The sequence below is a fragment of the Actinomyces viscosus genome, assembly GCF_900637975.1.
Lineage (GTDB): Bacteria > Actinomycetota > Actinomycetes > Actinomycetales > Actinomycetaceae > Actinomyces > Actinomyces viscosus.
In genome coordinates, this window is sequence record NZ_LR134477.1 from 750,258 (window position 1) to 772,374 (window position 22,117).

Annotated in this window: 15 protein-coding genes; 8 read left to right on the forward strand and 7 right to left on the reverse strand. The window is 69.0% G+C overall.

Going from position 1 to position 22,117, the window contains the following annotated elements; translation table 11 throughout:
* Positions 1 to 72: 72 nt before the first annotated feature.
* The gene (locus EL340_RS03340; RefSeq protein ID WP_126413407.1) at positions 73 to 972 is read left to right on the forward strand and encodes a MerR family transcriptional regulator; all 900 of its coding nucleotides are present in this window, start codon (positions 73 to 75) and stop codon (positions 970 to 972) included.
* A 129-nt stretch (positions 973 to 1,101) separates the two neighbouring features.
* On the opposite strand, the gene EL340_RS03345 is transcribed toward EL340_RS03340, so the two are convergent.
* Positions 1,102 to 2,778 carry a DUF349 domain-containing protein gene (locus EL340_RS03345; protein ID WP_126413408.1) on the reverse strand — a complete coding sequence of 559 codons (1,677 nt, stop codon included), beginning with the start codon at positions 2,776 to 2,778 and terminating at the stop codon, positions 1,102 to 1,104.
* A gap of 458 nt (positions 2,779 to 3,236) precedes the next feature.
* On the opposite strand from EL340_RS03345, the gene EL340_RS03350 reads away from it, so the two are divergent.
* The 5 genes from EL340_RS03350 (at position 3,237) to EL340_RS03370 (ending at position 10,715) form a co-directional block, all read left to right on the forward strand.
* Complete coding sequence (locus EL340_RS03350) at positions 3,237 to 4,823, forward strand: ATP-binding cassette domain-containing protein (RefSeq protein WP_126413409.1); 1,587 nt, start codon at positions 3,237 to 3,239, stop codon at positions 4,821 to 4,823.
* Between the two features lie 83 nt (positions 4,824 to 4,906).
* Complete coding sequence (locus tag EL340_RS03355; protein WP_126413410.1) at positions 4,907 to 5,722, forward strand: MBL fold metallo-hydrolase; 816 nt, start codon at positions 4,907 to 4,909, stop codon at positions 5,720 to 5,722.
* Positions 5,723 to 5,758: 36 nt separating this feature from the next.
* Entirely contained in the window at positions 5,759 to 7,204 is a 1,446-nt protein-coding gene (gene hisS / locus EL340_RS03360) for a histidine--tRNA ligase (RefSeq protein WP_126413411.1), read from the forward strand.
* A complete protein-coding gene (locus EL340_RS03365; RefSeq protein ID WP_126413412.1) occupies positions 7,201 to 8,994 on the forward strand; it encodes a dynamin family protein in 1,794 nt (597 codons plus the stop codon). Before hisS ends, EL340_RS03365 begins: the two co-directional genes overlap by 4 nt.
* A complete protein-coding gene (locus EL340_RS03370) occupies positions 8,991 to 10,715 on the forward strand; it encodes a GTPase (protein WP_126413413.1) in 1,725 nt (574 codons plus the stop codon). Before EL340_RS03365 ends, EL340_RS03370 begins: the two co-directional genes overlap by 4 nt.
* 74 nt (positions 10,716 to 10,789) lie before the next feature.
* Here the strand turns inward: EL340_RS03370 and EL340_RS03375 are convergent, their stop codons facing one another.
* The 6 genes from EL340_RS03375 to EL340_RS03400 form a co-directional block, all read right to left on the reverse strand.
* Positions 10,790 to 11,461 carry a CPBP family glutamic-type intramembrane protease gene (locus EL340_RS03375; protein ID WP_126413414.1) on the reverse strand — a complete coding sequence of 224 codons (672 nt, stop codon included), beginning with the start codon at positions 11,459 to 11,461 and terminating at the stop codon, positions 10,790 to 10,792.
* 59 nt (positions 11,462 to 11,520) lie between these two features.
* Positions 11,521 to 12,099 (reverse strand): PadR family transcriptional regulator, encoded by a 579-nt coding sequence (locus tag EL340_RS03380; RefSeq protein WP_126413415.1) that lies wholly within the window; start codon positions 12,097 to 12,099, stop codon positions 11,521 to 11,523.
* Positions 12,100 to 12,212: 113 nt separating this feature from the next.
* Positions 12,213 to 14,783 (reverse strand): DEAD/DEAH box helicase, encoded by a 2,571-nt coding sequence (locus EL340_RS03385; RefSeq protein ID WP_126413416.1) that lies wholly within the window; start codon positions 14,781 to 14,783, stop codon positions 12,213 to 12,215.
* A 305-nt stretch (positions 14,784 to 15,088) separates the two neighbouring features.
* Positions 15,089 to 15,970, reverse strand: coding sequence for an ABC transporter ATP-binding protein (locus EL340_RS03390; RefSeq protein WP_126413417.1), 882 nt, complete (start codon positions 15,968 to 15,970; stop codon positions 15,089 to 15,091).
* A gap of 3 nt (positions 15,971 to 15,973) precedes the next feature.
* Positions 15,974 to 17,041 (reverse strand): ABC transporter permease, encoded by a 1,068-nt coding sequence (locus EL340_RS03395; RefSeq protein WP_126413418.1) that lies wholly within the window; start codon positions 17,039 to 17,041, stop codon positions 15,974 to 15,976.
* A gap of 6 nt (positions 17,042 to 17,047) precedes the next feature.
* Positions 17,048 to 18,202: an ABC transporter substrate-binding protein gene (locus EL340_RS03400; RefSeq protein WP_126413419.1), complete on the reverse strand. Its 1,155-nt coding sequence runs from the start codon at positions 18,200 to 18,202 to the stop codon at positions 17,048 to 17,050.
* 594 nt (positions 18,203 to 18,796) lie between these two features.
* On the opposite strand from EL340_RS03400, the gene EL340_RS03405 reads away from it, so the two are divergent.
* Together EL340_RS03405 and EL340_RS03410 are read left to right on the forward strand one after the other, a co-directional pair.
* Positions 18,797 to 20,071, forward strand: coding sequence for an enterochelin esterase domain-containing protein (locus EL340_RS03405; protein WP_309340592.1), 1,275 nt, complete (start codon positions 18,797 to 18,799; stop codon positions 20,069 to 20,071).
* A 291-nt stretch (positions 20,072 to 20,362) separates the two neighbouring features.
* Entirely contained in the window at positions 20,363 to 21,880 is a 1,518-nt protein-coding gene (locus EL340_RS03410; RefSeq protein ID WP_126413420.1) for a Vgb family protein, read from the forward strand.
* The last annotated feature ends 237 nt before the right edge of the window (positions 21,881 to 22,117 follow it).

Genomic DNA, 22,117 nt, shown 5'->3' on the forward strand with positions numbered 1-22,117 from the left:
GCCAAGATAATCGGCAGGCACCAAGGTGCTGACGGAACAAGGCAACGACTGACGTAGGAGGCCGAGGGAGGCATGGTGACGGGGTCCGGGCAGGAGCACGGCGGCCGCGGGACACTCGATGCTGCGGCTGATACCGCGGTTGACGCAGGTATCGACGCCGATGCTGGCAGGGTGCATGACGGCGAGGACATCGCGATGACGGTCGGTGAGGTCTCAACCCTCCTGGGCGTCAGTGTCCGAGCACTGCACCACTGGGACGCCTCCGGGCTGGTGTCCCCGTCCCGGCGCAGTGACGCTGGCTACCGTCTCTACTGCGAGGCGGACGTCATGCGCATCCAGCAGGTCCTCGTCTACCGGCAGACAGGCATGACTCTGGCCGACATCAAGGAGGTCCTCGACGATCCGGACACGGATGCCATCACCCACCTGCGCCGCCAGCGCGAGATTCTTCAAGGACAGGTCTCCCACCTGCAGCGGATGCTCCGTTCCATTGACACGGTCATGGAGATACAGCTGCTGGGGGCAAGGATCTCCGTGGCCGAGATGGTGAAGATCTGGGGGACCGACTGGGATCCGGTGTACATCGAGGAGGCTCATACCCGCTGGGGCGATACGGAGGAGTGGGCCGAGTCCGCCCGCCGCAAGGCCCGGATGTCGCGCAGTGACTGGGAACGGGCCCACGAGGAGACGGTAGCCCTGGAGGCCGCGCTGGTGGAGGCGATGCGCAGCGGCGTCGAACCGGGTAGCGCTGAGGCCAACGCCCTGGCCCAGTGGCACCGCCGGGACCTCAACCGGTGGTTCGCGGTCTCCATCTCCAAGCAGGTGCTCATTGCGCGCAACTACGTCGCGGACGAACGCTACGCCCGCTACTACGACAAGCGCGCGCCGGGGCTGGCCGCCTGGCTCAAGGACGTCATCGATGCCGGCGCGCAGTCCGAGGGCGTGGATCCGGCGACCGCCACCTGGGAGTAGGAGTCCTTCTGGCTCAGGGCCGGCAAGATCGGACACGAGGCGGGGGCCGACACCGGACATGGTGTCGGCCCCCGCCGTGGCTTGGCGATTACCCGGCAGGCTCCTGAAGAGCCGCGGAGCGTCGGTCGCTCAGGCCTTGGCCGAGCGCAGCACCTGCTCGAGCCATGCGCGGCGCGCCGTCAGCGCGGCCTCGGCCTCGGCGACCTTCTTGGCGTCACCGGCGGCCTGGGCCGCAGCCAGGTCCTTCTCCAGGCCGGCGATCGCGTCCTGGAGCTGACCGGCCAGGCCCTCGGCGCGCGCCTTGGTCTCCGGGTCGGTGCGGCGCCACTCGGCGTTCTCGGCCTCACGGATCGCGTCCTCGACGGCGCGCATACGGCCCTCGATCCGGCGCACGGCTCCGCGCGGGACCCGGCCGGCCTCCTCCCAAGCGTCCTGGATGGGGCGCAGAGCCTTCTTGGCGGCCTTGACGTCCTCGACCGGCAGGAGCGCCTCGGCCTTGGCCACCAGGGCCTCCTTGACCTTGAGGTTCTCGGCGAACTCGGCGTCGACGGCCTCGTCCTTGGCACGGCGGGCGTCGTAGAAGACCTGCTGGGCGGCCCGGAAACGGGCCCACAGGGCGTCGTCCTCCTTGCGGGAGGCACGCCCGGCCTTCTTCCACTCGGCGAGCAGGTCGCGGTACTTGGCGGAGGTGCCAGCCCAGTCGGTGGAGCTCTGCATCTCCTCGGCGCGCTTGATGAGCGCCTCCTTGGCGGCGCGCACCTGTGCCTGCTTGGCGTCCAGCTCGCTGAAGAACTGGCGGCGGTGGCGGTCGAAGGTGGTGCGGGCGTGGGAGAAGCGCTTCCACAGACCGTCCTCGGTAGGGCGGTCCAGGCGCGGACCCCGCCGCTGCGCCGCCTTCCAGGACTCGAGCAGCTCACGCAACTCGGCGCCGGAGTTCTTCCACTGCGTACGGGCCGGGTCCTGCTCGGCAATGGCCTCAGCACGCTCGACGATTACGGTGCGCTCCTTGAGCGCCTGCTCCTTGGCGGCGGCGCGCTCAGCGGCCACGGCCTCACGGCGCTCGGCGGCCACGGCCTTGAGAGCGGCGAAGCGGGCCCGCAGCCCCTCCAGGTCACCGACGGCGGCCGGCTCGGTGAGGGACTCGGAGATGGAGGACAGGGTCGTGTCGATCTCACGCACGCTGAGCTGGGGCAGGCGGGTGGCGAACAGGTCAATGGTCGCCTTGAGGTCCAGGTAGCGGCGCACGTAGAAGGCCATCGCCTCGGCGATGGGAGCATCGGGGAACTGACCGACCTCGCGCTCGGCGCCGCCGTCCTGGACGTAGACCCGGCCCTCGCCGTCCACGCGTCCCCACTTGGCGGCGTCCATCGCCTCCTGCGGGTCGACAGCGGGCTCTGCGGACGCCACCGAAGCCGCGGCCGGGGCGGGGACCTCGGCGGGAGTCGGCGTGGCACCCTCCTGCTCGGTCTCGGTCGACTGCGTCGCCTCAGCCGGCTGCCCGGACGGGGCGGAGTCCTCGGAAGCGGTAGAGGCCGACCCGTCGGAGGAGGCCTGGGCGGGCTCCTCGGCAGGCGCACTCTCGGGCGCGCTGGGCTCGGACTCCTTCGGGGCCTCGACGTCGGCCGTCGAGTCGGTGACGGGGGAGGAACCGGCATCGGGTGCCTGCTCCGTCGGGGTCGGCGCCGCCGACTCGTCGAGGTCAGTCGGCTGGTCGGCCGGCTCAGTGCTGGCCTGGTTGGCCTGGGTGGGCTGGGTGTCAGGCCGGTTGTCGGGCTGGTTCCGCTCAGTCACGGGATGCTCCTTCATGGGTTGACGGGGAGGGAGCAGGATGACCGCTCCGTTCCGTTCGCGCCCGGCCGTCGGGCCGGGTGGTGGTGACGTGCCGTCGGAGGACGGCAGTGCCGAGAGTCTACGTTCCCGCGGGCGGCAATCACCATCCTTGGCCCCACCGATTTCAGTTGATTCGTTGATCTCTGACCTCCCCGGTAGATGACCCGGTACCGAAGTCGTGCACCATGTCAGCAACCGGCGCTGCCAGGCCCTGTTGCGAAAGCACGATGAGGCATCCGTGTGTTCGTAGGGTAGGTCGCGCGGTCGTACCCTCGACCGCGCGACACAAGGTACGACCGTGACGGGTCACGTGCCTTGCCACGGCTCCGATGAGATCCCCGCAGGCCCAGTTTCGTGACACGACCCAGTAGACTGTGGCCATGCTCGTCTGACTCGCCCCGGTCCGTTACCCCGGCTCATGTCAAGGACGAGTCATGCCTGCGATCAGCTTCTCCCACACCTCTGAACCCTTGTTGGAGAACATCAGTCTCACGGTCTCCGACGGGGAGCGCGTCTGCGTCGTCGGCCCCAACGGATCGGGGAAGTCAACGCTTCTGCGTCTGGCGACCGGCGAGCTGTCTGCCGACCGGGGGATTGTCACCGTTCTCGAGAACTGCGTCCCACCGGTAGCTGACCTGTCGGAGTCGATCGATGCCTACCTCGACGCCGCCTGCGGTGAGCCCCTGAACGCGCTTGACCGCCTCGAGATCCTGAACGAGGCCATTGCCAAGGCCGGGCCAGTACCCGGTTCCCTCGCCGAGGAGTACGACTCCTTGCTGGCCCGGCTTGAGACGCTGGACGCCTGGAACCTGCCGACCAGGCGAGCCGAGGCCCTGACCGGGCTGGGGCTGAAGCGGGTATCCACCGACCGTCCTGTCTCCTCCCTGTCTCCGGGGCAGCGCGGACGGCTGGAGATCGCCGCCCTGCTCCTTTCGGCGGGTCAGGCGCTGGTGCTTGACGAGCCGACCAACCATCTGGATGCCGACGGCTCCGACTATCTGGGCCGAATGATGACCCAGTGGCCGGGTCCGGTCCTGTTCACCTCACACGATCGCGCCTTCATCGACACCGTGGCCACCGCCATCGTCGACCTGGACACGGCTCCCTGGCAGGCACTGGCTACCGTAGCCGGGGACGGGGAAGCCATCGGAGCCTACAGATGCGCGGGACGATACAGCGACTACCTCGTGGACAAGGCGAACGCCCGGGCCTCCCACCGCAGTCTCCACCAACGCCAGCAGGCGCAACGGCGCAGCCTCACACGTCACCGCCAGGAGTCCGAGACGATCGGGCACAGGGGAGCGGCACCTCGGACAGAGGTCCGTATGGCCAGGAAGTTCTATGCCGACCGGGCCCAGCGTGTCTCCACCCGACGCCAGACCCAGGATGATCGACGGCTGGAGGCGCTCGCCGAGACCGAGGTGCGCAGACCTCGTTCCTACGGCCTGCAGCTGCGTCTGGCCGCACCGGTGTCGCCGCGTGGGATGGCGGTGTCGGCCAGGGCAGCCGCTGTACCGGGGCGCCTTGCGCCGGTCACGGTCGATGTCATGGCCGGTGAGCACCTGCTGATCACCGGCGCCAACGGGGCCGGCAAGTCCACGTTCCTGACCTGGCTGGCCACTGGCACGGCGCCCGCGGAGGGATCCTGTGGCACCCTGACGGCCTCCGGCTCAGTCTTCCGGGTACCCCAGCACCTGCCCAAGCCCGGCGACCCTGGGATCGATGAATCCGTCTGGACCGGAGGTGTGGGGGAACAGGGCAAGGGGATCCTGCACCCGCAGTTATGGAACCGCCCGATCAGTGAGCTCTCCGACGGCAACCAGCGCCGCGCCCAGCTGGCTCTGGCCGCTGCAGCCGTGCCCGAGGTGCTCGCCATCGACGAGCCCACGAACTATCTGGACCTGGAGGCCCTGGAGATGCTCGAGACCGCCCTGAAGTCCTGGACGGGCACGCTCATCGTCGCCAGCCACGACCGCTGGCTGATCTCGCACTGGTGGGGGCGACGGCTTCACCTGGGGTGAAAGGCGGCGGATTCCTCCCGCTTCTCCCCGCTGCCTCTCGTCCACCGCCCGCGGCCCGCTACCGATCCCAGTAGGCTGGGAGCATGATCCTGGAGCGCACCATCGCACCCGTGTTCGCAGCCAACTGCTACGTCCTGGCCGCAGGCCCCGGCGAGCCCGCCCTCGTCGTCGACCCGGGAGCCGGTTCCGTCCGCGGCGCCCTGGCCCTCCTACGATCCAACCGCCTCACCCTGGGCGCGATCCTGCTCACCCACGGTCACGCCGACCACGTGTGGGACACCCAGTCCCTCATTGAGGCCGCCCACGCAGAGGGGCTGCTCACCAGCGACGACGCCGTCGACGTGCCGGTCTACGTCCCCGAGCCCGACCGCTACCGCCTCGAGGACCCTGACACCACGACCGGTATCAGCTCAGGCGGCATGACCTTCGCCGACATGGCCGGCACCCCGTGGCGGATGCCGGCGGACATCCGGCTCTTCCCCGGGGAGGGCTTCTCCCGCGCCGTCGAGCTCGTCCCCGGTATCGCCTTGCAGGCGATACCCGCGCCCGGTCACTCGGAGGGCTCGACCCTGTTCTTCCTCGAGGCCCGGTTGGCGGACAACGCCCTGCTCTATGAGGCCGAGGTCATCGAGGACGACCCCTCCACCGCCGACGAGGAGCGCACCTACCTCATGGCCCTCGACGGCGACGTCATCTTCAAGGGATCCGTCGGCCGTACCGACCTGCCCGGCGGGGACCAGGTGCAGATGCTCGGCACCCTGCGGTTCCTGGCCAGCGCCATCGACCCGGCCACGGTCCTGCTGCCCGGGCACGGTGCGGTGACCACCATGGAGCACGAGTACCACGGCAACCCCTACCTCGCCGAGGCCAAGGTCCGCGGCGGGGACCTCAAGGCCTGATGGACGGTGCGCCAGCGCGCCGCCCGTCATGACACAATGCGGACCATGGCACAGGTACGACAAGCTCTCTCCTCACTGTCCGGCTTCCCCGAGTGGCTCCCCGCGGGCCACATCGTCGAGCAGCACTTCGTCGACATCCTGCGCCGAACCTTCGAGCTCCATGGCTTCAGCGGCATCGAGACCCGCGCCGTCGAGCCGCTGGCCGAGCTGACGAAGAAGGGGGAGACCTCCAAGGAGGTCTACCTCCTCAACCGCCTGCAGGCGGACCCCGGAGAGTCCGACGCCGAGACGGACCCGCGCAAGCAGCTGGGTCTCCACTTCGACCTGACCGTCCCCTTCGCCCGCTACGTCGTCGACAACGCCGGACTGCTCACCTTCCCGTTCAAGCGCTACCAGATCCAGAAGGTCTGGCGCGGCGAGCGCCCCCAGGAGGGTCGCTTCCGCGAGTTCATCCAGGCTGACATCGACATCGTCGGCGACGGCGCCCTGCCGCTCTACCACGACGTCGAGGTCCCTCTCATCATGCACGAGGCGCTCAGCGCCCTGCCGGTGCCGGCGGTCACCATCCACGTCTCCAACCGCAAGGTGGCCCAGGGCTTCTACCAGTCGATCGGCATCGACTCGAGCCGGCTCATCGAGGTTCTGCGCGTCGTCGACAAGCTCGACAAGATCGGCCCCGAGAAGGTCGCCGCCGAGCTCACCCAGAGCGTCGGCGCGAGCGCGCAGCAGGCGGCGCAGGCCCTCAGGCTGGCCACCATCACCGGAACCGATGGACAGGACGTCTCCGGTCAGGTCCTGCGGGCCCTGGCCGGGGCCGAGCCCACCGAGCTCCTGGAGGAGGGGCTGGCCGAGCTGACCGCCCTGCTCGAGGCCGCCGGCCGGCGCCGCCCCGGCGCCGTCGTCGCCGACCTCAAGATCGCCCGCGGGCTGGACTACTACACCGGCACCGTCTACGAGTCCTTCATGGCCGGTCACGAGGACCTCGGCTCGGTGTGCTCCGGCGGCCGCTACGACTCCCTGGCCACCAACGGCAAGCGCACCTTCCCCGGCGTGGGCATCTCCATCGGCCTGTCACGGCTCCTGGCCCGCGTCATCGGCGAGGGACTCGTGGAGGTCAGCCGCCCCGTGCCCACGGTGGTCCTCGTGGCGGTCACCGATGAGGACCACCGCACCGCCTCCGACGCGATCGCCGACGCGCTGCGCGCCCGTGGTATCAGTGCCGATGTCGCGCCCAGCGCCGCCAAGTTCGGCAAGCAGATCAAGGCCGCGGACAAGCGCTCCATCCCCTTCGTGTGGTTCCCGGGAGCCGACGGGGCACCGGACTCGGTCAAGGACATCCGCTCCGGCGAGCAGGTTGAGGCCGACGCCGCCACCTGGAGGCCGCCCAGTGCCGACGTCGCCCCGCAGGTGACGGTCAGCCCCGGCGTGGTCGGCGCTGCCGCCGGTAGCCGGACCGGCTCAGAGGCCGACTCAGCCTCATGACCGAGAGTCGGGGCGAGCCCAGCAGCACCCAGAAGGTCCAGCAGGCGACCAGAGCACTGTCCGCGCTGCGGGACAGCCTGACCGCCCTGTCGATGCCCTACGTCCTGCAGGGAACGGCCGCCGCCTCGGACAAGGCCACGCTCATCCGCGACCAGCTCGGCGACTACATCCTGCCGCGCCTGGCCAGCCTGGACGCACCTCTGCTGGCCGTGGTCGGCGGCTCCACCGGAGCGGGCAAGTCCACCCTCGTCTCCTCGCTCGTGCGCCGACACGTGGCCAGGGCCTCTGCGATCCGTCCCACCACGCGACGCCCCCTGCTGCTGCACGCGCCGACGGACGCCGCCTGGTTCGACACCGACCGGGTCCTGGGCTCCCTGTCGCGCCTGCGCGTGGCCCCCGACGCCCCCGCGAGCCCACCCACGGACCACACGCCCCGAGAGCTCGAGCTGCGCTCATGTGATGGACTTCCCGCAGGGCTGGCGATCGTGGACGCCCCCGACGTCGACTCCGTGGTCGAGGACAACCGGGACCTGGCCGCCACCCTTCTGGCCGGTGCGGACCTGTGGATCTTCGTGACCACGGCAGCCCGCTATGCCGACGCCGTTCCCTGGGAGCACCTGAGGGCCGCGGCACAGCGGCACATCACCGTTGCCATCGTCCTGGATCGGGTGCCGGACGGTGCGCAGAGCGAGGTGGAGGCCGACCTGCGGCATCGGCTCGTGGCGGCGAACCTGGGCGAGGCCCCCGTCTTCACGGTTCCCGAGACCGCCCTGGACGACGACGGCTTCCTGCCCGAGTCCTGCGTCTCGCCGGTGCGCCAGTGGCTGGGCGCCCTGGCCTCCGACGCGGCCGCCAGGCAGGACATCGCCCACCGCAGCCTGACCGGCGCCATCGGTGCCGTCCTGGCGCAGAGCGAGCTGCTCGCCGTCGAGCTGGACTCCCAGGAGGCTGAGCACGCCGAGCTCCGCCGCGCGGCTACCTCCGAGCACGACGACGCCCTGGAGCGCGTCATCGAGGCCACCGAGGACGGCTCCATGCTGCACGGTGAGGTGCTGGCCCGCTGGCAGGAGTTCGTGGGAACTGGTGACCTGTTCCGGTCGCTGGAGGTCCAGGTGGGCCGGGTACGCGACCGTATCACCTCCCTTCTGCGAGGACGCCCGGCCCCGGCCAAGCGCGTGGAGCAGGCGATCGGCTCGTCGCTGGTCGAGCTCATCGTCGCCGAGTCCCAACGTGCCTGTCTGGCCACGGAACGCTCCTGGCGGCGCGCTGGAACCTCCCAGCAGGCCCTCAACCGCGCCCTGGCGGAGGTACCGACCCAGACCGGGCTCGAGGTCATCGCCGCTGCTCTCGTCCACGACTGGCAGCGAGAGGTGCTCACGCTCATCCGAGCCGAGGGAGCCGACAAGCGGCTCACCGCCCGTCTGCTGTCCCTGGGAGTCAATGGCGCCGGCGTCGTCCTCATGATCCTCGTCTTCGCTCACACCGGAGGCCTGACCGGAGGAGAGGTGGGCATCGCGGGAGGCACGGCCATCCTGGCCCAGCGGGTCCTGGAGGCCGTCTTCGGGGACCAGGCGATGCGCGGCATGACCAAGCGGGCCCGGGAGGACCTCACCAAGCGTGCCACCGCCCTGTTCGCCAATCAGGCCAAGTGCTTCACCGATGCCCTCCCGGATCCGGCACCCAGCGCGAACACGCTGCGAGAGCAGCTTCAGGCCTGTCAGGAGGCGGCGACCTCGCTGCGCACCACGCCCGCCCGCAGCCGTCGGCCGGCCGGGAGGAGGGCCCGGTGACGACCGACAGCTCCGGAGCCACTGGCCTCGCCCCCGTTCTCGAGGACCTGGAGCGGGCCGTCGACCTGGGGGAGCAGCTCGGCCTGCGAGACGAGCTCACCCGGGTTCGGGACGTCCTCGCGCAGGCCTCTCACCGCCGGCGCCTGGCCCCGGAGACCACGGTGGCCGCCCTGCTCGGGGCGACCGGGTCGGGCAAGTCCAGTCTTACCAACGCCCTGACCGGCGCCGAGGTGTCCCGCACCGCTCGCACCCGTCCGACCACCACCCAGCCGCTCGCCGTCGTCCCGGACACCGTCGCCCAGGAGGCCACCGAGCTGCTGGACTGGCTCGGCATCGGCCAGCGGGTGGGTACTGGCGGAGGCTGGGAGCTGGGTGAGGCCACGGTGCTGGTCGACCTGCCCGATATCGACTCCGACGAGCCGGCGCACCGCGATATCGCTGAGCGCATGGCGGGCAAGGTCGATGTCCTGGTGTGGGTGCTCGATCCGGAGAAGTACGCCGACGGCGTCGTCCATCGTGACTTCCTCATCCCTATGGCGGCGCACGCCGAGATCATGGTCGTCGCGCTCAACCAGGTGGATCGGCTCGATGCCGAGGGCCGGGACGCCGTGCTCGCCGACCTGAGAAGGATTCTGCAACGAGAGGGACTGGAAGACACCCCAGTCGTCCCCGTCAGCGCCCGCAGCGGTGAAGGTGTTGCGACCCTGGCCCGTACCATCGCCTCGGTGGCCTCCGACCGCCTGGCTAGCGCTCGCAGCCTAGCAGCCCATGCCCGGCGCGCCGCCGAGGAGTTGGGAACCCGGACGGGACTCACTGCTCCGGTTCCCCTGGCTGCCGGCGAGCGGCGACCATCTGACCCTCAGGCTCAGCGGTCGCAGCAGGCCCTGACCGCTCTCAGGCAGGCGGCTGCCAGGGTGGCTGGAATCGACGTCGTCACACAGGCGGTGGAGGGAACCGACCGGCACCGTGCCCACACTCGGGTCGGCTGGTTCTGGCTGCGGTGGATCGAGCGACTACGACGAGACCCGCTGCGGGCACTCCATCTGGGAGCCGGGCGTCAGTCCTCTCCTGAGGGCGATACTGCCGGTCGTTCTGACGGCGACCTGGGGCGCGGAGTGGTTGACCTCAGCTCCCTGCCGCCCGCCGGGCCGGCAGCGACAGGCAACCTGCGCAGTGCGGCGCACCTCTACGCGCAGGCAGCCAGCACGGAGCTGCCGGACGATCTGGCGACGCAAACCGTCTTGCGCAGCGACCAGCGCGCCGACAACCTTGCCGTTCCCCTGGACAAGGCGGTGTCCGGGGTGGACTACGGCGCCGCACGTCGCCCGGTCTGGTGGGCTCTGGCCAATGTGCTGCAGTGGGTGATGGCGCTGACCGCGCTGGTCGGCGGATTGTGGCTGGCGGCAGTTCGAGTCCTGGAGGACTACCTCCTGCTGATCGCTGTCGATGTCCCCCGCTGGGGGAGAGTTCCCTGGCCCACCATCCTCCTGCTTGGTGGCCTGCTGATCGGGTTGGTACTGGCCGGCCTGGGAACGCTCCTGGCCCGGCTCCAGGCCAGACGTCACAGCAGGCAGGTGGCCCGACTCCTGCGCCGAGCCACAGACGAGGTCATCGACACCGAACTCATCGAGCCACTTGGGGCTGAGATACGCGAATGGGTGGAGCTCGCACAGATTCTGGGACGAATCACCCGACGTGACACCACCGCTCTCACGTCCTGATGTCATTTATGTGTGGTAGCAGAGCCTGAGAAGATGCGAGTTCCGAGCCGGTCCCCGTCCAGCGGCCGGAAGGATCACCGAGGCCGACGGCGGAGCCGGCCGGTGCGGCGGGCCCACAACCCCAGGCCCGCCGCCAGGACGATGGCGTTGGGAATGATGCCCACCATCGGGGGGACGTCTAAGACCGAGCGGAGGAGCGCCTCGTCCAGGAACCAGAAGTAGTAGGGGAGGTGCCACAGGCTCCAGATCATTCCGACGATGAGCCAGACCCAGGGGTCGGGCAGCTGTCGGCCAATGAGCGCGGGCGTCAGGTAGCCGCGCCAGGCGCCCTCCTCAGCGACGTTCTTGAGCACGATCCCCGGCAAGCCTGCGGCCACCGCGCCTCCGAATGCTCCTAGTCCGGCGGGGGTCAGCCATCCCGCGGCCCAACCGATGGCGATGGTGAGGGCGAAGGACAGCGGGAAGACGGCGAGTGCCACGCCATAGGCCCGCAGCCTGCCCGGTAGCCACGAAGCGGCGTAGGAACGGCGCAGCGACGGGTCGCTCAGAGCCATGACGGCACCGGTCAGGAGCGGCGTCATGATCCAGATGAGGCTACCCAGTGAGGCCATGGAGTGGGGGTCGCCGCGGGCGTTGTTGACGAGGAGTCCGATCCAGCCGGAGCTGAGAGCGACGATGCTGAAAATGACGAGACGGATGGCGGAGCTTGCGGCAGCGGCGCCGCTGGGGCGAGGTGTGCATGCCATGGTCATACTATGCAATGCAACTAGTGGACGTTGCAAGTATGGATAGTTGGTGACCTCTCTCAGCGGGACTCCCCATCAGCGGTTTCGTCCTTCTCAGGGCTATCAGGTCGCGTCCTGGCGGCGTCGGCGGCAACGGCCCGCCGGGTCCGGGCGACCCACTCCAGTTGGGTCTTCGTGCCGTCGATCCCGAAACGGAGGACTGCGGCCTTCATGGCGGTGTCGAGATCCACCACGTCGATGTCGATCGCCTCCAGGGCCTCAAGTTCATCGCGGAACCTCTCCTCGGCCTCGGTGAGGATCTCATCGACCTTCTCATGGCCCAGGCGGGCGGCGAAGAAGACGCGCGCCAGCAGAGGATCCTTATCCGTTTGGGGCTCGAGCGGGCTCGCCAGCCAGGCATCGAGCTCGGCGCGGCCCGACTCCGTCAGGCTGTGCACTCGTCGATCCGGTCGCCCGCTCTGAGGAATGACCTGTGTCGATATTGCGCCATCGGCCTCAAGGCGGTCGAGGGTGCGATAGACCTGGGACTGGTCGGCGTACCAGAAGTAGACGATCGAGCTGTTGAACGCCCGGTTGAGGTCGTAGCCGCTCTGCGGGGCATGGGACAGCAGCCCGAGGATGGCATGTCTGAGTCTCATGCAGTCACAGTATGCGAGGAACCCTTCCGGGGTGCTGATCGTCTCGCCCGGGATGCTGGTAGGGGTGGCAGCGTGCGCTGCCACCCCTACCAGGTCAATGAGCTTTCAGGTGCTCAGCGATCGCCGCGTCCTCCTCGGAAGCCGCCTCGGTGATCACCCCGGTTACCGCCAAAGCGGTTCTGGTTACGGTCGCCATAGCCGCGGCTGTTTCCACGGTCGCCCCGGTCCTCACGCCGACCCCGGAAGCCGTCGCGGTCGCCGCGGCGGTCGTCCCACCGGCGGTTGTCACGGCGATCGCCGCGATCCGAACGGTCATAGCCGCCTCTGCCACCGCGTCCGTCACGGTCCCTCCAACCACGGTCACCGTCATCGCGGCGGTCGTCATGGCGGGGCCGGAATCCGCGGTCCGACCGTCCCGACCTCTCGCCGCGCTCACCGCGGTCCTCCCAGTCGCGCCGCTTGGGGCGACGCTCCCCGCCGTTGGGGCCGGACCAGCCGTGGCCCGGGCCCTCGTCGGGGCGGATCCGCAGTTCGCGACCGGCGAAGGTCGCCCGCCCCATGACGGAGAGCTGCTCGGGGCTCAGGTCGGCATAGATCGTCACCAGTGAGAAGGACTGGAGGATATCGATCTTGCCGATGTCGGAGCCCTCAATGCCGCCCTCGTTGGCCAGGGCGCCAACGATCGCGCCGGGAAGGACCCGGTCGCGGTGGCCCACCTCGATCCGGTACACGGTCCCGGGACCCTCGTGCTCGCGGCGCCCGGAGCGCGCGGCCGAACGGCGTCCTTCGCCTCGGTCCCCACGGTCGGAGCGACGGTTCTTCTCGCGTCCGCCCTCGAAGGAGGCCGACAGGAAGGTCCCCTCGGAGTCCAGGTTCTCCTCCCGGCGCGCACGCTGGGGACGCTCGCCGCGGTCGCGGTCCTCCCGCCTGCGCGGTCCCTCATCACCTACGGCCAGGGCCAGCAGCGTGGCCGCCAGCTCCTCGACGTCGATGTCCAGCTCCCGGGCGGAGCTACTCACCAGCGGCAGGTACATGTCCAGGCGGCCGCGCTCGTGGCGGGCAGCGGCCTTGGACAGCAGCTTGCGCGCCCGGTGCTCGGAGACATCGGCGGGGGAGGGCAGGGTGATCTCCTCCAGCCGGCTGCCGGTGAGGCGCTCGATCTGGCGGAGCTTGCCCTTCTCCTTGGGAGTCAGGAAGGTGACGGCCTCACCGTGGCGGCCGGCGCGCCCTGTACGACCGATGCGGTGCACGTAGGCCTCGGCCTCGCGGGGCACGTCGAAGTTGACGACCAGTCCGATACGGTCCACGTCCAGCCCTCGGGCAGCCACGTCGGTTGCCACCAGCACGTCGAGGGTGCCGGCGCGTAGACGCTCGACCAGGCGCTCGCGCTCACGCTGGGGGACGTCACCGGAGATCGCGGCGGCCTGGATGCCTCGGCCGGCCAGCTCGATAGCCACGTCCTCGGCCGTGGACTTGGTTCGCACGAAGACGATGGCGGCCTCGGCGTCGGTGACGGCCAGGACGCGGGAGACGGCGCCGATCTTGTGGCGGAAGGGAACCACCGCGTAGGTCTGGTGCACGGTGGCGACGGTGGACGCCGGCCGCGAGACCTCGACCTGGACGGGCTCGTGAAGGTGCTGACGCGCCACGGCCTGGATGGCCGGAGGCATCGTCGCGGAGAACAGGGCGGTGCGACGCTCGGTGGGAAGAGACTCCGCGATCGTCTCGACGTCCTCGGCGAAGCCCATGCGCAGCATCTCATCGGCCTCGTCCAGGACGAAGTAGCGCACGTCATCGAGCTGAAGAGCGCCCTTGTCGATGAGGTCGATGACGCGTCCGGGGGTACCGACAACGACCTGGGCGCCGCCCTTGAGCGCACCGATCTGGGGGCCGTAGGGGGCGCCCCCGTAGACGGCCACCACGTCCAGGCCCCGGGAGCGGGCGGCCATATCGGTGATGGCCTCGGCGCTCTGGAGGGCGAGCTCGCGGGTGGGGGCCAGGACAAGGGCCTGGACCACGCTGTCGCGCGAGTCGACGGCGTCCAGGAGCGGCAGCCCGAAGGCCGCCGTCTTACCGGTTCCGGTCTGGGCGACGCCGACGACGTCACGGCCGGCGAGCAAGACCGGGATCGCCTCCTTCTGGATGGCGGTCGGGGTCACGAAGCCCATGTCGGTGACGGCCTTGAGCAGGTCACCGGGAAGTCCCAGGTCGGCGAAGGTGATCTCGTCGTCCTGCCGGTCCTCTGGCGCCTGGTGCTTGTCCTTCGGCGTGGTGGTGCCCTCGCGGTCGTCCTGCTGGCGGTCACCGGAGTCAGCGTCGGAGTCGATGAAGGGGGTGTGACCGTCAACCTCGTCCTCATCGACGTCGACACCGTCGTCCTCATCGGAGTCGTCAACCTCGTCCTCCGGGTCGGCCTCGGGGCGGTCCCGGTCGACGTCGTCGGCCTCGTCCTCGTGGTCGACGTCCTCAGGGTCCTCCGGGGAGTCTGAGGAGGCGGGGGTGGCGAAGTCCTCGGGAGAGGATGCGGCGTCGTCGGAGTGGTGCGGCGCGGCGACAGTCTCCTGGGCCGCCTGACCGCCGGAGAGCTCGGCGGAGAAGAGGGCGTCGAGGCTGAGCGGACCGCTGCTCTCGCTGCCCTGAGCGTCGTCTGAGGTACCGGGTGCAGTACTGCTGGAGTGAGTCATGAAGTTTTCCCATATCTGTCCCCTTGAAGTGAATGGGGACTGCGGCGGAGTGTGGGGGAGGACCTTTTGTCCTCCGCTCTTTGCCGTACCTGGCCCACCACACTCGCCCGCATCCGGACTGGCCGAATGACTCATGGGCTAACACGCACAGACTCACGGGATGCTCTTGCCGCACATCAGGTGCTGCAGGACCCGAACGGGGTCAACAGGGCACGGATCGCTCCTGCACCCAGGCTACGGGAGGATCAGCAGCATGCCTCCCCCTCACGGGCCGGATCACAGGTGAGGTCCGTCTCGCGACTCGCTCAGCGGCCCAGGAGAGCGAGAATCCGTCGCCGCAGCTCACGGTGCTCGTCGGCCGAATCGTCGTGAGCGGGCACCTCGATGTCGGCGACGATGTGCGCAGGCCGCTCGGACAGGACGATGACCCGGTTGGACAGGCGCAGGGCCTCGTCGACGTCGTGGGTGACCAGGATGGCGGTGAAGCGCTGGGACTCCCAGAGCTTGATGATCTCGTCCTGGAGCTGGAGGCGGGTCAGCGCGTCGAGCTTGCCCAGGGGCTCGTCCAGGAGGAACAGCCGGGGCCGGTTGACCAGGGCCCGGGCGAGCGAGGCCCGCTGGGCCATGCCGCCCGAGAGGGTGGAGGGGTAGGCCTCGGCGAAGTCCCGTAGTCCCACGACCTGCAGGGCTGCCTCCACCCGGCGCTGGTCGCGCTCCAGGCGGTCTCTCGCCTCGGGGCCCAGGGCGACGTTGTCGCGCACCGTCCTCCAGGGAAGGAGCGTGGCGTCCTGGAAGGCCAGGGCACGCAGCGGTGACGGGCCGGTCACGGGCTTGGAGTCGACCTCCACGCTGCCCTCGACCGGTTGCTCCAGCCCGGCCAGCAGTCGCAGGATCGTTGACTTGCCGCAGCCGGAGGGCCCGACCAAGGAGACGAACTCACCGGGGGAGACTGTCAGGTCGATGTCGTCGAGCACGGGGAGCTGGTCCGGCTTGGCCGCCTCGGCCTCATAGCGCGCCCTCGCAGCGGGAGACACGCGTCGAAGCAGGAAGTGGAGCCAGCCATGATCCAGGTCGCGGGACAGGGGGTAGCGGTGCGAGACGCCCTGGAGCTCGACCCGCGCACCGCGGGGGACGGTCGGGTCCGGAGCCTGTGGAACGCTCTCGACTGTTGCGGAACCGGTAGGCATCGGTCACCACCTCACAAGGTTCTGCTGCCATGCCAGCAGCGAGGAGCGGATCTTGAACAGCAGCACCATGAGCGTGCGGCAGAAGGCCACCAGGATGATGAGTCCCACGTACATCCTGGGATAGTCGGCCCACCCCTTGACCCAGTTGATGTACCAGGCCAGGCCCTTGTCGACGCCGGTCAGCTCGGCCGTCATCAGGGCGGCGAGCGAGGTTCCCAGACCCGTGAACAATCCGGTGAGCATGTCCGGCAGGGCCGAGGGCACGGCCACCCGCCTGATGAGGAAGAGCTCATCGGCTCCCAGCGTGCGGGCCATGTCGATATAGTCGCGGCGCACTGAGCGAACACCCGCACGAGTCATGGTGGCCATGGGGAACCAGGCGCCGAAGCCGACGATGAAGGCCGCGGAGGCGTACGTCGTCGGAAGCAGCAGCAACGCCAGTGGAAGGAGCGAGGCCGCGGGAACAGGCCCGATGGTCTGCAGGAGCGGGTGGAGCCAGTAGTCGGCGCGCCTCGACCAGCCCATGAGCAGGCCCGTGAGGAACCCCAGTAGCGACCCCACCGAGTACCCGATGACGAAGAGCAGCGCGGAGGCGCCCAGGCAGCTGAGCAGCAGCCTCCAGTCGCCGGCGAAGGAGGCGATGAGCACCTCCGGGGCGGCGAAGTACGGGGGTGTGAGCAGCCCGAGCTTGGAGGTCGTCAGCTGCCAGACAATGAACCACACGCCGGCGGCGTTGATCCAGGGCAGGAAGTGCGCCAATGACCTGGCCGCCGACGACGCCGGCAGGCTCCGGGCCGCCGCCACCCACCCCAGCAGCGCGATCAGCCAGGCGCCGGCGAGGACGAGTACCGGCGTGGTTGATGCCCGCCGGAGCAGGTCCGCGTCTGGGAGGGCGACGACGATGACCAGATAGACCAGCCACAGCAACAGGGCCGTCGTGCTCCAGAGCGATGTCGGAGAGGTGCGATGACGTGCTGGTTCCTTGCGCACGGCCGGCGAGGATCCCGGTTTGCGACGGTTGTCGTCGGAGTGCGCGGCTGTTACGGCCGTGGGCGTGACGTCGGTAGGCATTCTCGATCAGTCCTTGATGCCGAGATCGGCGATGACTGCGTCCGTCAGCCTCTGGGCGGAGACGTCGGACTGAATGAAGCCGGTTCCCTTGAACTTCTCGATGCCCGGCTCGATCGCGGCGCGGAACCTGGACGCCGAGGCCTTGAACCCGTAGGTCTTGAGCACCCGGACGACGACGTCCTGGTCCGCGGCGACGTAGTCGTTGTCGACCTCGAGCTTGGCGATCTCCTCGATGTGGTCCGGCACGTAGGCCGAGCCCTTCATCCACGCCTCCGTCAGGGCCTTGGCCTCCTTGGGCTGCTTCTTGACGAAGTCGCCGTTGAGGGCCACCGAGCAGCAGAACTCCTCGGCGTCGTTGTTGGCCAGCTCTCGGGCCGTGCCATTGAAGACGGGGAGCAGTGGTGCGGGATCAGAGCCCATGATGGCGTCCACCTGACCATCGGCCAGGGCGGTCCCCAGGGAGTCGGCGTCGACCGTGCGCCAGGTGATGTCGCCTCCGTCCGGGTTGACGTTGATGCCGGCCTCGGACAGTCCGATCGCGAAGTAGGCGAAGGCCGATGACGACAGCGACGGAACGCCGATCGTGGTTCCTTTGAGGTCGGCCAGGCTCTGATAAGGGGCGTCGTTGTTCACCACCAGACGCAGGCAGCCGGCGTGAAGACCCGCGGTAAGCCTGGCATTGAGCCCGTTGTAGATCGGCTCCAGCCAGGAGAAGAAGATTCCCGGAGCGCCGATGTACTTGCCCGCACCGACGCCGTCCTTGGTGTCCTCGGTCTGCTGGGTGCGCGCGAGCGTCACCTTCAGCCCCGCGTCGTCGAAGAAGCCCTGGTGGTAGGCGGCGTACAGCGGCGCGGCGCAGATGTCGCCGCCGATCACCAGCGGTAGTGCCTCATGGGCCCCGATCACCCCTTGGTTGGTGCGCCTGATCGTCAGGTACGCACCGGCGCCGACCACCGCGGCGGCGGCCAGACCGCCGACCGTCAGCAGCGTGCGTCTGGACGGCCCACTGCGGCGAGGGGTCTCAGTGTCCGTAGTGCTCGGGTCATCATCGTCCGCGGCAAGAATCTGCGCCGCGTTCTCGGCAGTGACCTCGTCCTTCTCAGGGGTGCCGGAATCTGACGAGGATGAGTCGGAGGAGGGCGAGGGAACGGTCTTCGACATGGTGTCTCCTATAAAAGGGAGGGAGAGGAAATGAGGACAGGATGCTGGTACGGCAATGGTCCGTGGGAGCGGCCGAACACGGGCGATGGGCTCTTAGCCGAGCATTCAGGTCACTCGGAGGCACGGGGCCTGAGAAACAGTCGTGCAGGACCCGCGGCACGCTCTCTGGCGCAGACTTCCGGATCGTGATCCCCGATCCTGCGCCGCAGGAACTCCAGGGCTGTCGGCCTCTACCGAGGCATCATCGCGATACCAGGTGACAACGGCACACTGGGCGGGAGATCAACAAGGCCGACAACAACAGCACATTCGCATGCCACACATGACCGCGAGCGCCCGTGCGCCGGGGGCGGTGGTGGTTGTCAGAGCGATGCGCGTCATGCGCAGCACCCTACGCCACACTGCCCGGAAGAATGCAAGTTCATTACTTATCGCCGGCTCATCTCGTGCGGGCGGTGCTGAGACAGAGATGGGTGAGAGGCCGGTAGGCTCGCCGGTGTGAGCGCTACAGGTCCTGATGACGCTCCAGCCCGAGAAGTCCGGTGGCGAGAGCTGACGCCGACCCCGGTGGCACCGGAGGGCGGTCTGCTTCGTGTGACTCCGTCCTGGTGGCCGCAGCGGCCCGACGACGACGCCCTGTCGGCCGCAGCGGCCAGCGGCACCCCGGTACTGGGGCGGACCCGCCTCGTTGACGGCGTCGCGATGCGTGAGGCGACCTTCCTGTGGCAGGACGACCGGCAGCACGGCCCCAGTCCCAGCGTTCTCATCCATCTCAACACGCTGACGGACAACCATCGCACCCATATCGCGCCGGCGCTCGCCACCCGGGTTCCCTCGACCCGCTGGTGGGCGCTTCACGTCCTGCTGCCGGAGGACGGCCTTGTGGGCTACCGGATCGTTGTGACTCGTGACCCGTTGCCCGATGACGCCGGGGCCCGGCGGGAGTGCTGGAAGCAGGTTCATGCCCGAGGGTGTCCCGATGCCTTCAGTCCGCATCGCCTGCACGACGGATTCGGATTCGTCTCCACCCTGTGGGAGGGGCCGGGGGCGCTCACCCACCGGGAGTGGGCGGTGGCACGGCCTGAGAGCGGTGCGGTAACCGGCGACGGAGGCTATGGGTGCGGTGTTGAGCTCGGTGGGGTGGCGCTCGATGGCTTCGATGCCTCCGGCGACGTCCCGCGGCGGGTCACTCTGTGGCGGAGGAGCTCCGTCGCCGGAAGTCCGGGAGCCGGGGCAGGGGAGGAGCAGGGCGGAGAGCGCGGGTTGCTGGTTCTGCTCGACGGTGAGATCTGGCGTCGTCACGACGTCGTGCGCCGGCTTGGCGCCCGGGCGGCTCTTTGGGACCTGCTGCTCATCGACTCCGGGGACCTGGCCATGCGTGCGCGTGACCTGGGGGATCCGCACCGCAGCAGGGAGCTGCTGACCCGGTGCATTGAGGCGGCTCAGAGTGACCGGCCGCGGTGGAGTCCCCAAAGGGTGGTGGTGGCCGGTCAGTCGCTGGGTGGCGTGGCGGCAGCGGATCTTGCCCTGCACCGGCCCCATATCGCCGGCCGAGCCATTGCCCAGTCGGCGTCCTTCTGGCTGGGGTCGGGGCTGCGAGGCGAGGGCGAGGGGGCGCTTCTGGCGTGGCTGCGCCGCCGGGCCGGTCAGGAGCCGTCTGAACCGCTGTCGGCGCGGCTGGTGGTTCAGTGCGGGGTGCATGAGGGCGTTCTGCGGCAGGGTGCGCACGCGTTTGCGGAGCTTCTTGCGGCCGAGGGGGCTCTGATCGAGTACCGCGAGGAGCGCGGTGGCCACGACTACGCCTGGTGGCGTCATGGGCTGTCCCGGGGGCTCGATGCTCATGAACAGGACATTCGTCCTAAGCTGTGATGGGACCACAGCGGAGCCTGTCAAGGTGAGTGTCATCGCACTGAACACGAAATAAATAATGATAACGTCGCGATTGTCGCTTAGGTTCACCTAAGTTGGTGGCCGGTGACCGGGCGCAGTGCAGCGCGCCCGTCCCCGATCGTCCCGGACGTGGTTCCGGGCTAGCTCACGGAGGTACTTATGGACCGTCGTCACCCTCACCCCCCTCTATCCGATCCCACCGCATCGCCCACGTCCTCTCATCCGCGTCGGTCGCGTCTGACGCGAGCCGGGGCGCTCGCCTCCGCAGCCGTGCTGAGCCTGACCGGCCTCATTGGGAGTGCCGCCCACGCTGCCGACGAGACCCCGGGACCCACGGTGAGTTCTACGGCCACTGCGGCAAGCAAAACGTCGTCAACACCCGTCGCCGCTGCGGACGCCCAGGCCGACGCCTCCGGAATCGACGTCAACGCCCCGGTGACCCCGGTGCCCGGAACCACCGGTGAGCCCGGAAGCGTCACCGGCGTCGAGTCCTCCATCGCGCCCGGCCTCTATCAGACCGCCTACTCGCCGAGCAGGAACTCCCTGTACGTGACCTCGGCCGTGGGTCGTCCACCCGTCACGCAGTCCTCGCTGATCAAGCTCGACGCCGACACGCTCGCCTACCAGAAGCACGTCGTTCCCGAGGTGGACCCGACGGCAACGGGTCGAGACGGCAAGCCGCTCGAAGGAGCCCGCTACGCCGTCTACGGAGTGGCCGTTGACGACGAGCACGGCACCGTCTGGGTCACCAACACCCGGCAGAGCACCGTGGCCGTCTACGACGCCGACACGCTCGCACTCGTCAAGCAGTTCGACAAGGACATCGTGTCCCACAGCCGCGACGTCATCATCGACGCCGCGCGGGACCGCGCCTACGTCAGCAGCGCCCGCTCCAACAAGATCGCGGTGTTCGACACGTCGACCAACACCCAGCTGGCCGACATCACCGTGGGCCAGGACGCAGACGACTTCAGCCCCATGTCCCTGGCCCTCGACGAGGCCTCAGGGACCCTGGTCACAGTGTCGGCCTCCAGCGCCAAGGCCGCACTCATCGATGTCGCCTCCGGCGCCGTGACCGAGGTGGCTCTGCCGGCCGGTGCCTCACGCGCCTCGGGCGTTGCCTACAACGCGGCGACCGGACGGATCTACGTCGCCAGCCAGGGCTCTGGGGATCTCGTCGTCGTCGAAAAGGACGGGACGGTTGTCAACCAGGTCGTCACCGCAACCGGCCTGAAGGACGCTGAGGGTAAGGACATCTCCTCAGGTGCGCTCAACGTGGCGCTGGACCCGGCCGGCTCGTTGGTCTACGTCACCAACCGCAATGCCGGCACCATCACCGTCCACGATCTCGACGGAAGGATCAAGCAAACGATCGACGCCGGCCGCAACCCCAACCACGTTGAGTACGACGGACGGGGAAATGTCTACGCCGTCAACAAGGGCGGCAGCCGCGACGGCAGCACGAAGAACGACTACGTGCAGCGCTTCTCCGTCGTCGCAGCGCCGACGACGGCTCCCGAGCCCACGGCAAGCAGCTCCGTCGCTGTGCCCACGACCGAGGCGAGCGCTCCCAGTGCGAGCTCGTCTGTGGACGCCCAGAGCGCCCGTGGTGTTGAGAGCACTGGGACTCAAGGCCCCGGCGCCGCTGCGGTAGCGGCCGCCGGTTCCAATGCTGCCAGCGGCACGACGGGCCTGGCCAGCACAGGTGCCTCGTGGGGAGGCGGCGTCCTGGCGGTCGTCCTTCTGACTGGCGGGGTGCTGCTGGTACGTGCACGTCGTCGCGTCTGATCGGCCACCGTCCGCCTCAGGCTAACGGGCCTGATGGACCTGATGGATCTGAGTCGGAGGGGTGGTGCGATCAACTGCTGGGGCCGTTCAACGCGGATCATGCGTTGAACGGCCCCAGCCGCATCCACAATAAAACCGTGATGGAACTGAAACCTGGGCAACAGCATGATCACGCGCCCCGATTTATCGTTACCAACTCAAGAGTTTCCGCAGTGATTTCGGAAATGAATGATCTCA

Bases quoted from the DNA above. Each gene is read 5' to 3' on its own strand.
- EL340_RS03340 (WP_126413407.1), top strand. From the start codon at position 73: ATGGTGACGGGGTCCGGGCAGGAGCACGGCGGCCGCGGGACACTCGAT.
- EL340_RS03345 (WP_126413408.1), bottom strand. From the start codon at position 2,778: ATGAAGGAGCATCCCGTGACTGAGCGGAACCAGCCCGACAACCGGCCT.
- EL340_RS03350 (WP_126413409.1), top strand. From the start codon at position 3,237: ATGCCTGCGATCAGCTTCTCCCACACCTCTGAACCCTTGTTGGAGAAC.
- EL340_RS03355 (WP_126413410.1), top strand. From the start codon at position 4,907: ATGATCCTGGAGCGCACCATCGCACCCGTGTTCGCAGCCAACTGCTAC.
- hisS (WP_126413411.1), top strand. From the start codon at position 5,759: ATGCGGACCATGGCACAGGTACGACAAGCTCTCTCCTCACTGTCCGGC.
- EL340_RS03365 (WP_126413412.1), top strand. From the start codon at position 7,201: ATGACCGAGAGTCGGGGCGAGCCCAGCAGCACCCAGAAGGTCCAGCAG.
- EL340_RS03375 (WP_126413414.1), bottom strand. From the start codon at position 11,461: ATGGCATGCACACCTCGCCCCAGCGGCGCCGCTGCCGCAAGCTCCGCC.
- EL340_RS03380 (WP_126413415.1), bottom strand. From the start codon at position 12,099: ATGAGACTCAGACATGCCATCCTCGGGCTGCTGTCCCATGCCCCGCAG.
- EL340_RS03385 (WP_126413416.1), bottom strand. From the start codon at position 14,783: ATGACTCACTCCAGCAGTACTGCACCCGGTACCTCAGACGACGCTCAG.
- EL340_RS03390 (WP_126413417.1), bottom strand. From the start codon at position 15,970: ATGCCTACCGGTTCCGCAACAGTCGAGAGCGTTCCACAGGCTCCGGAC.
- EL340_RS03395 (WP_126413418.1), bottom strand. From the start codon at position 17,041: ATGCCTACCGACGTCACGCCCACGGCCGTAACAGCCGCGCACTCCGAC.
- EL340_RS03400 (WP_126413419.1), bottom strand. From the start codon at position 18,202: ATGTCGAAGACCGTTCCCTCGCCCTCCTCCGACTCATCCTCGTCAGAT.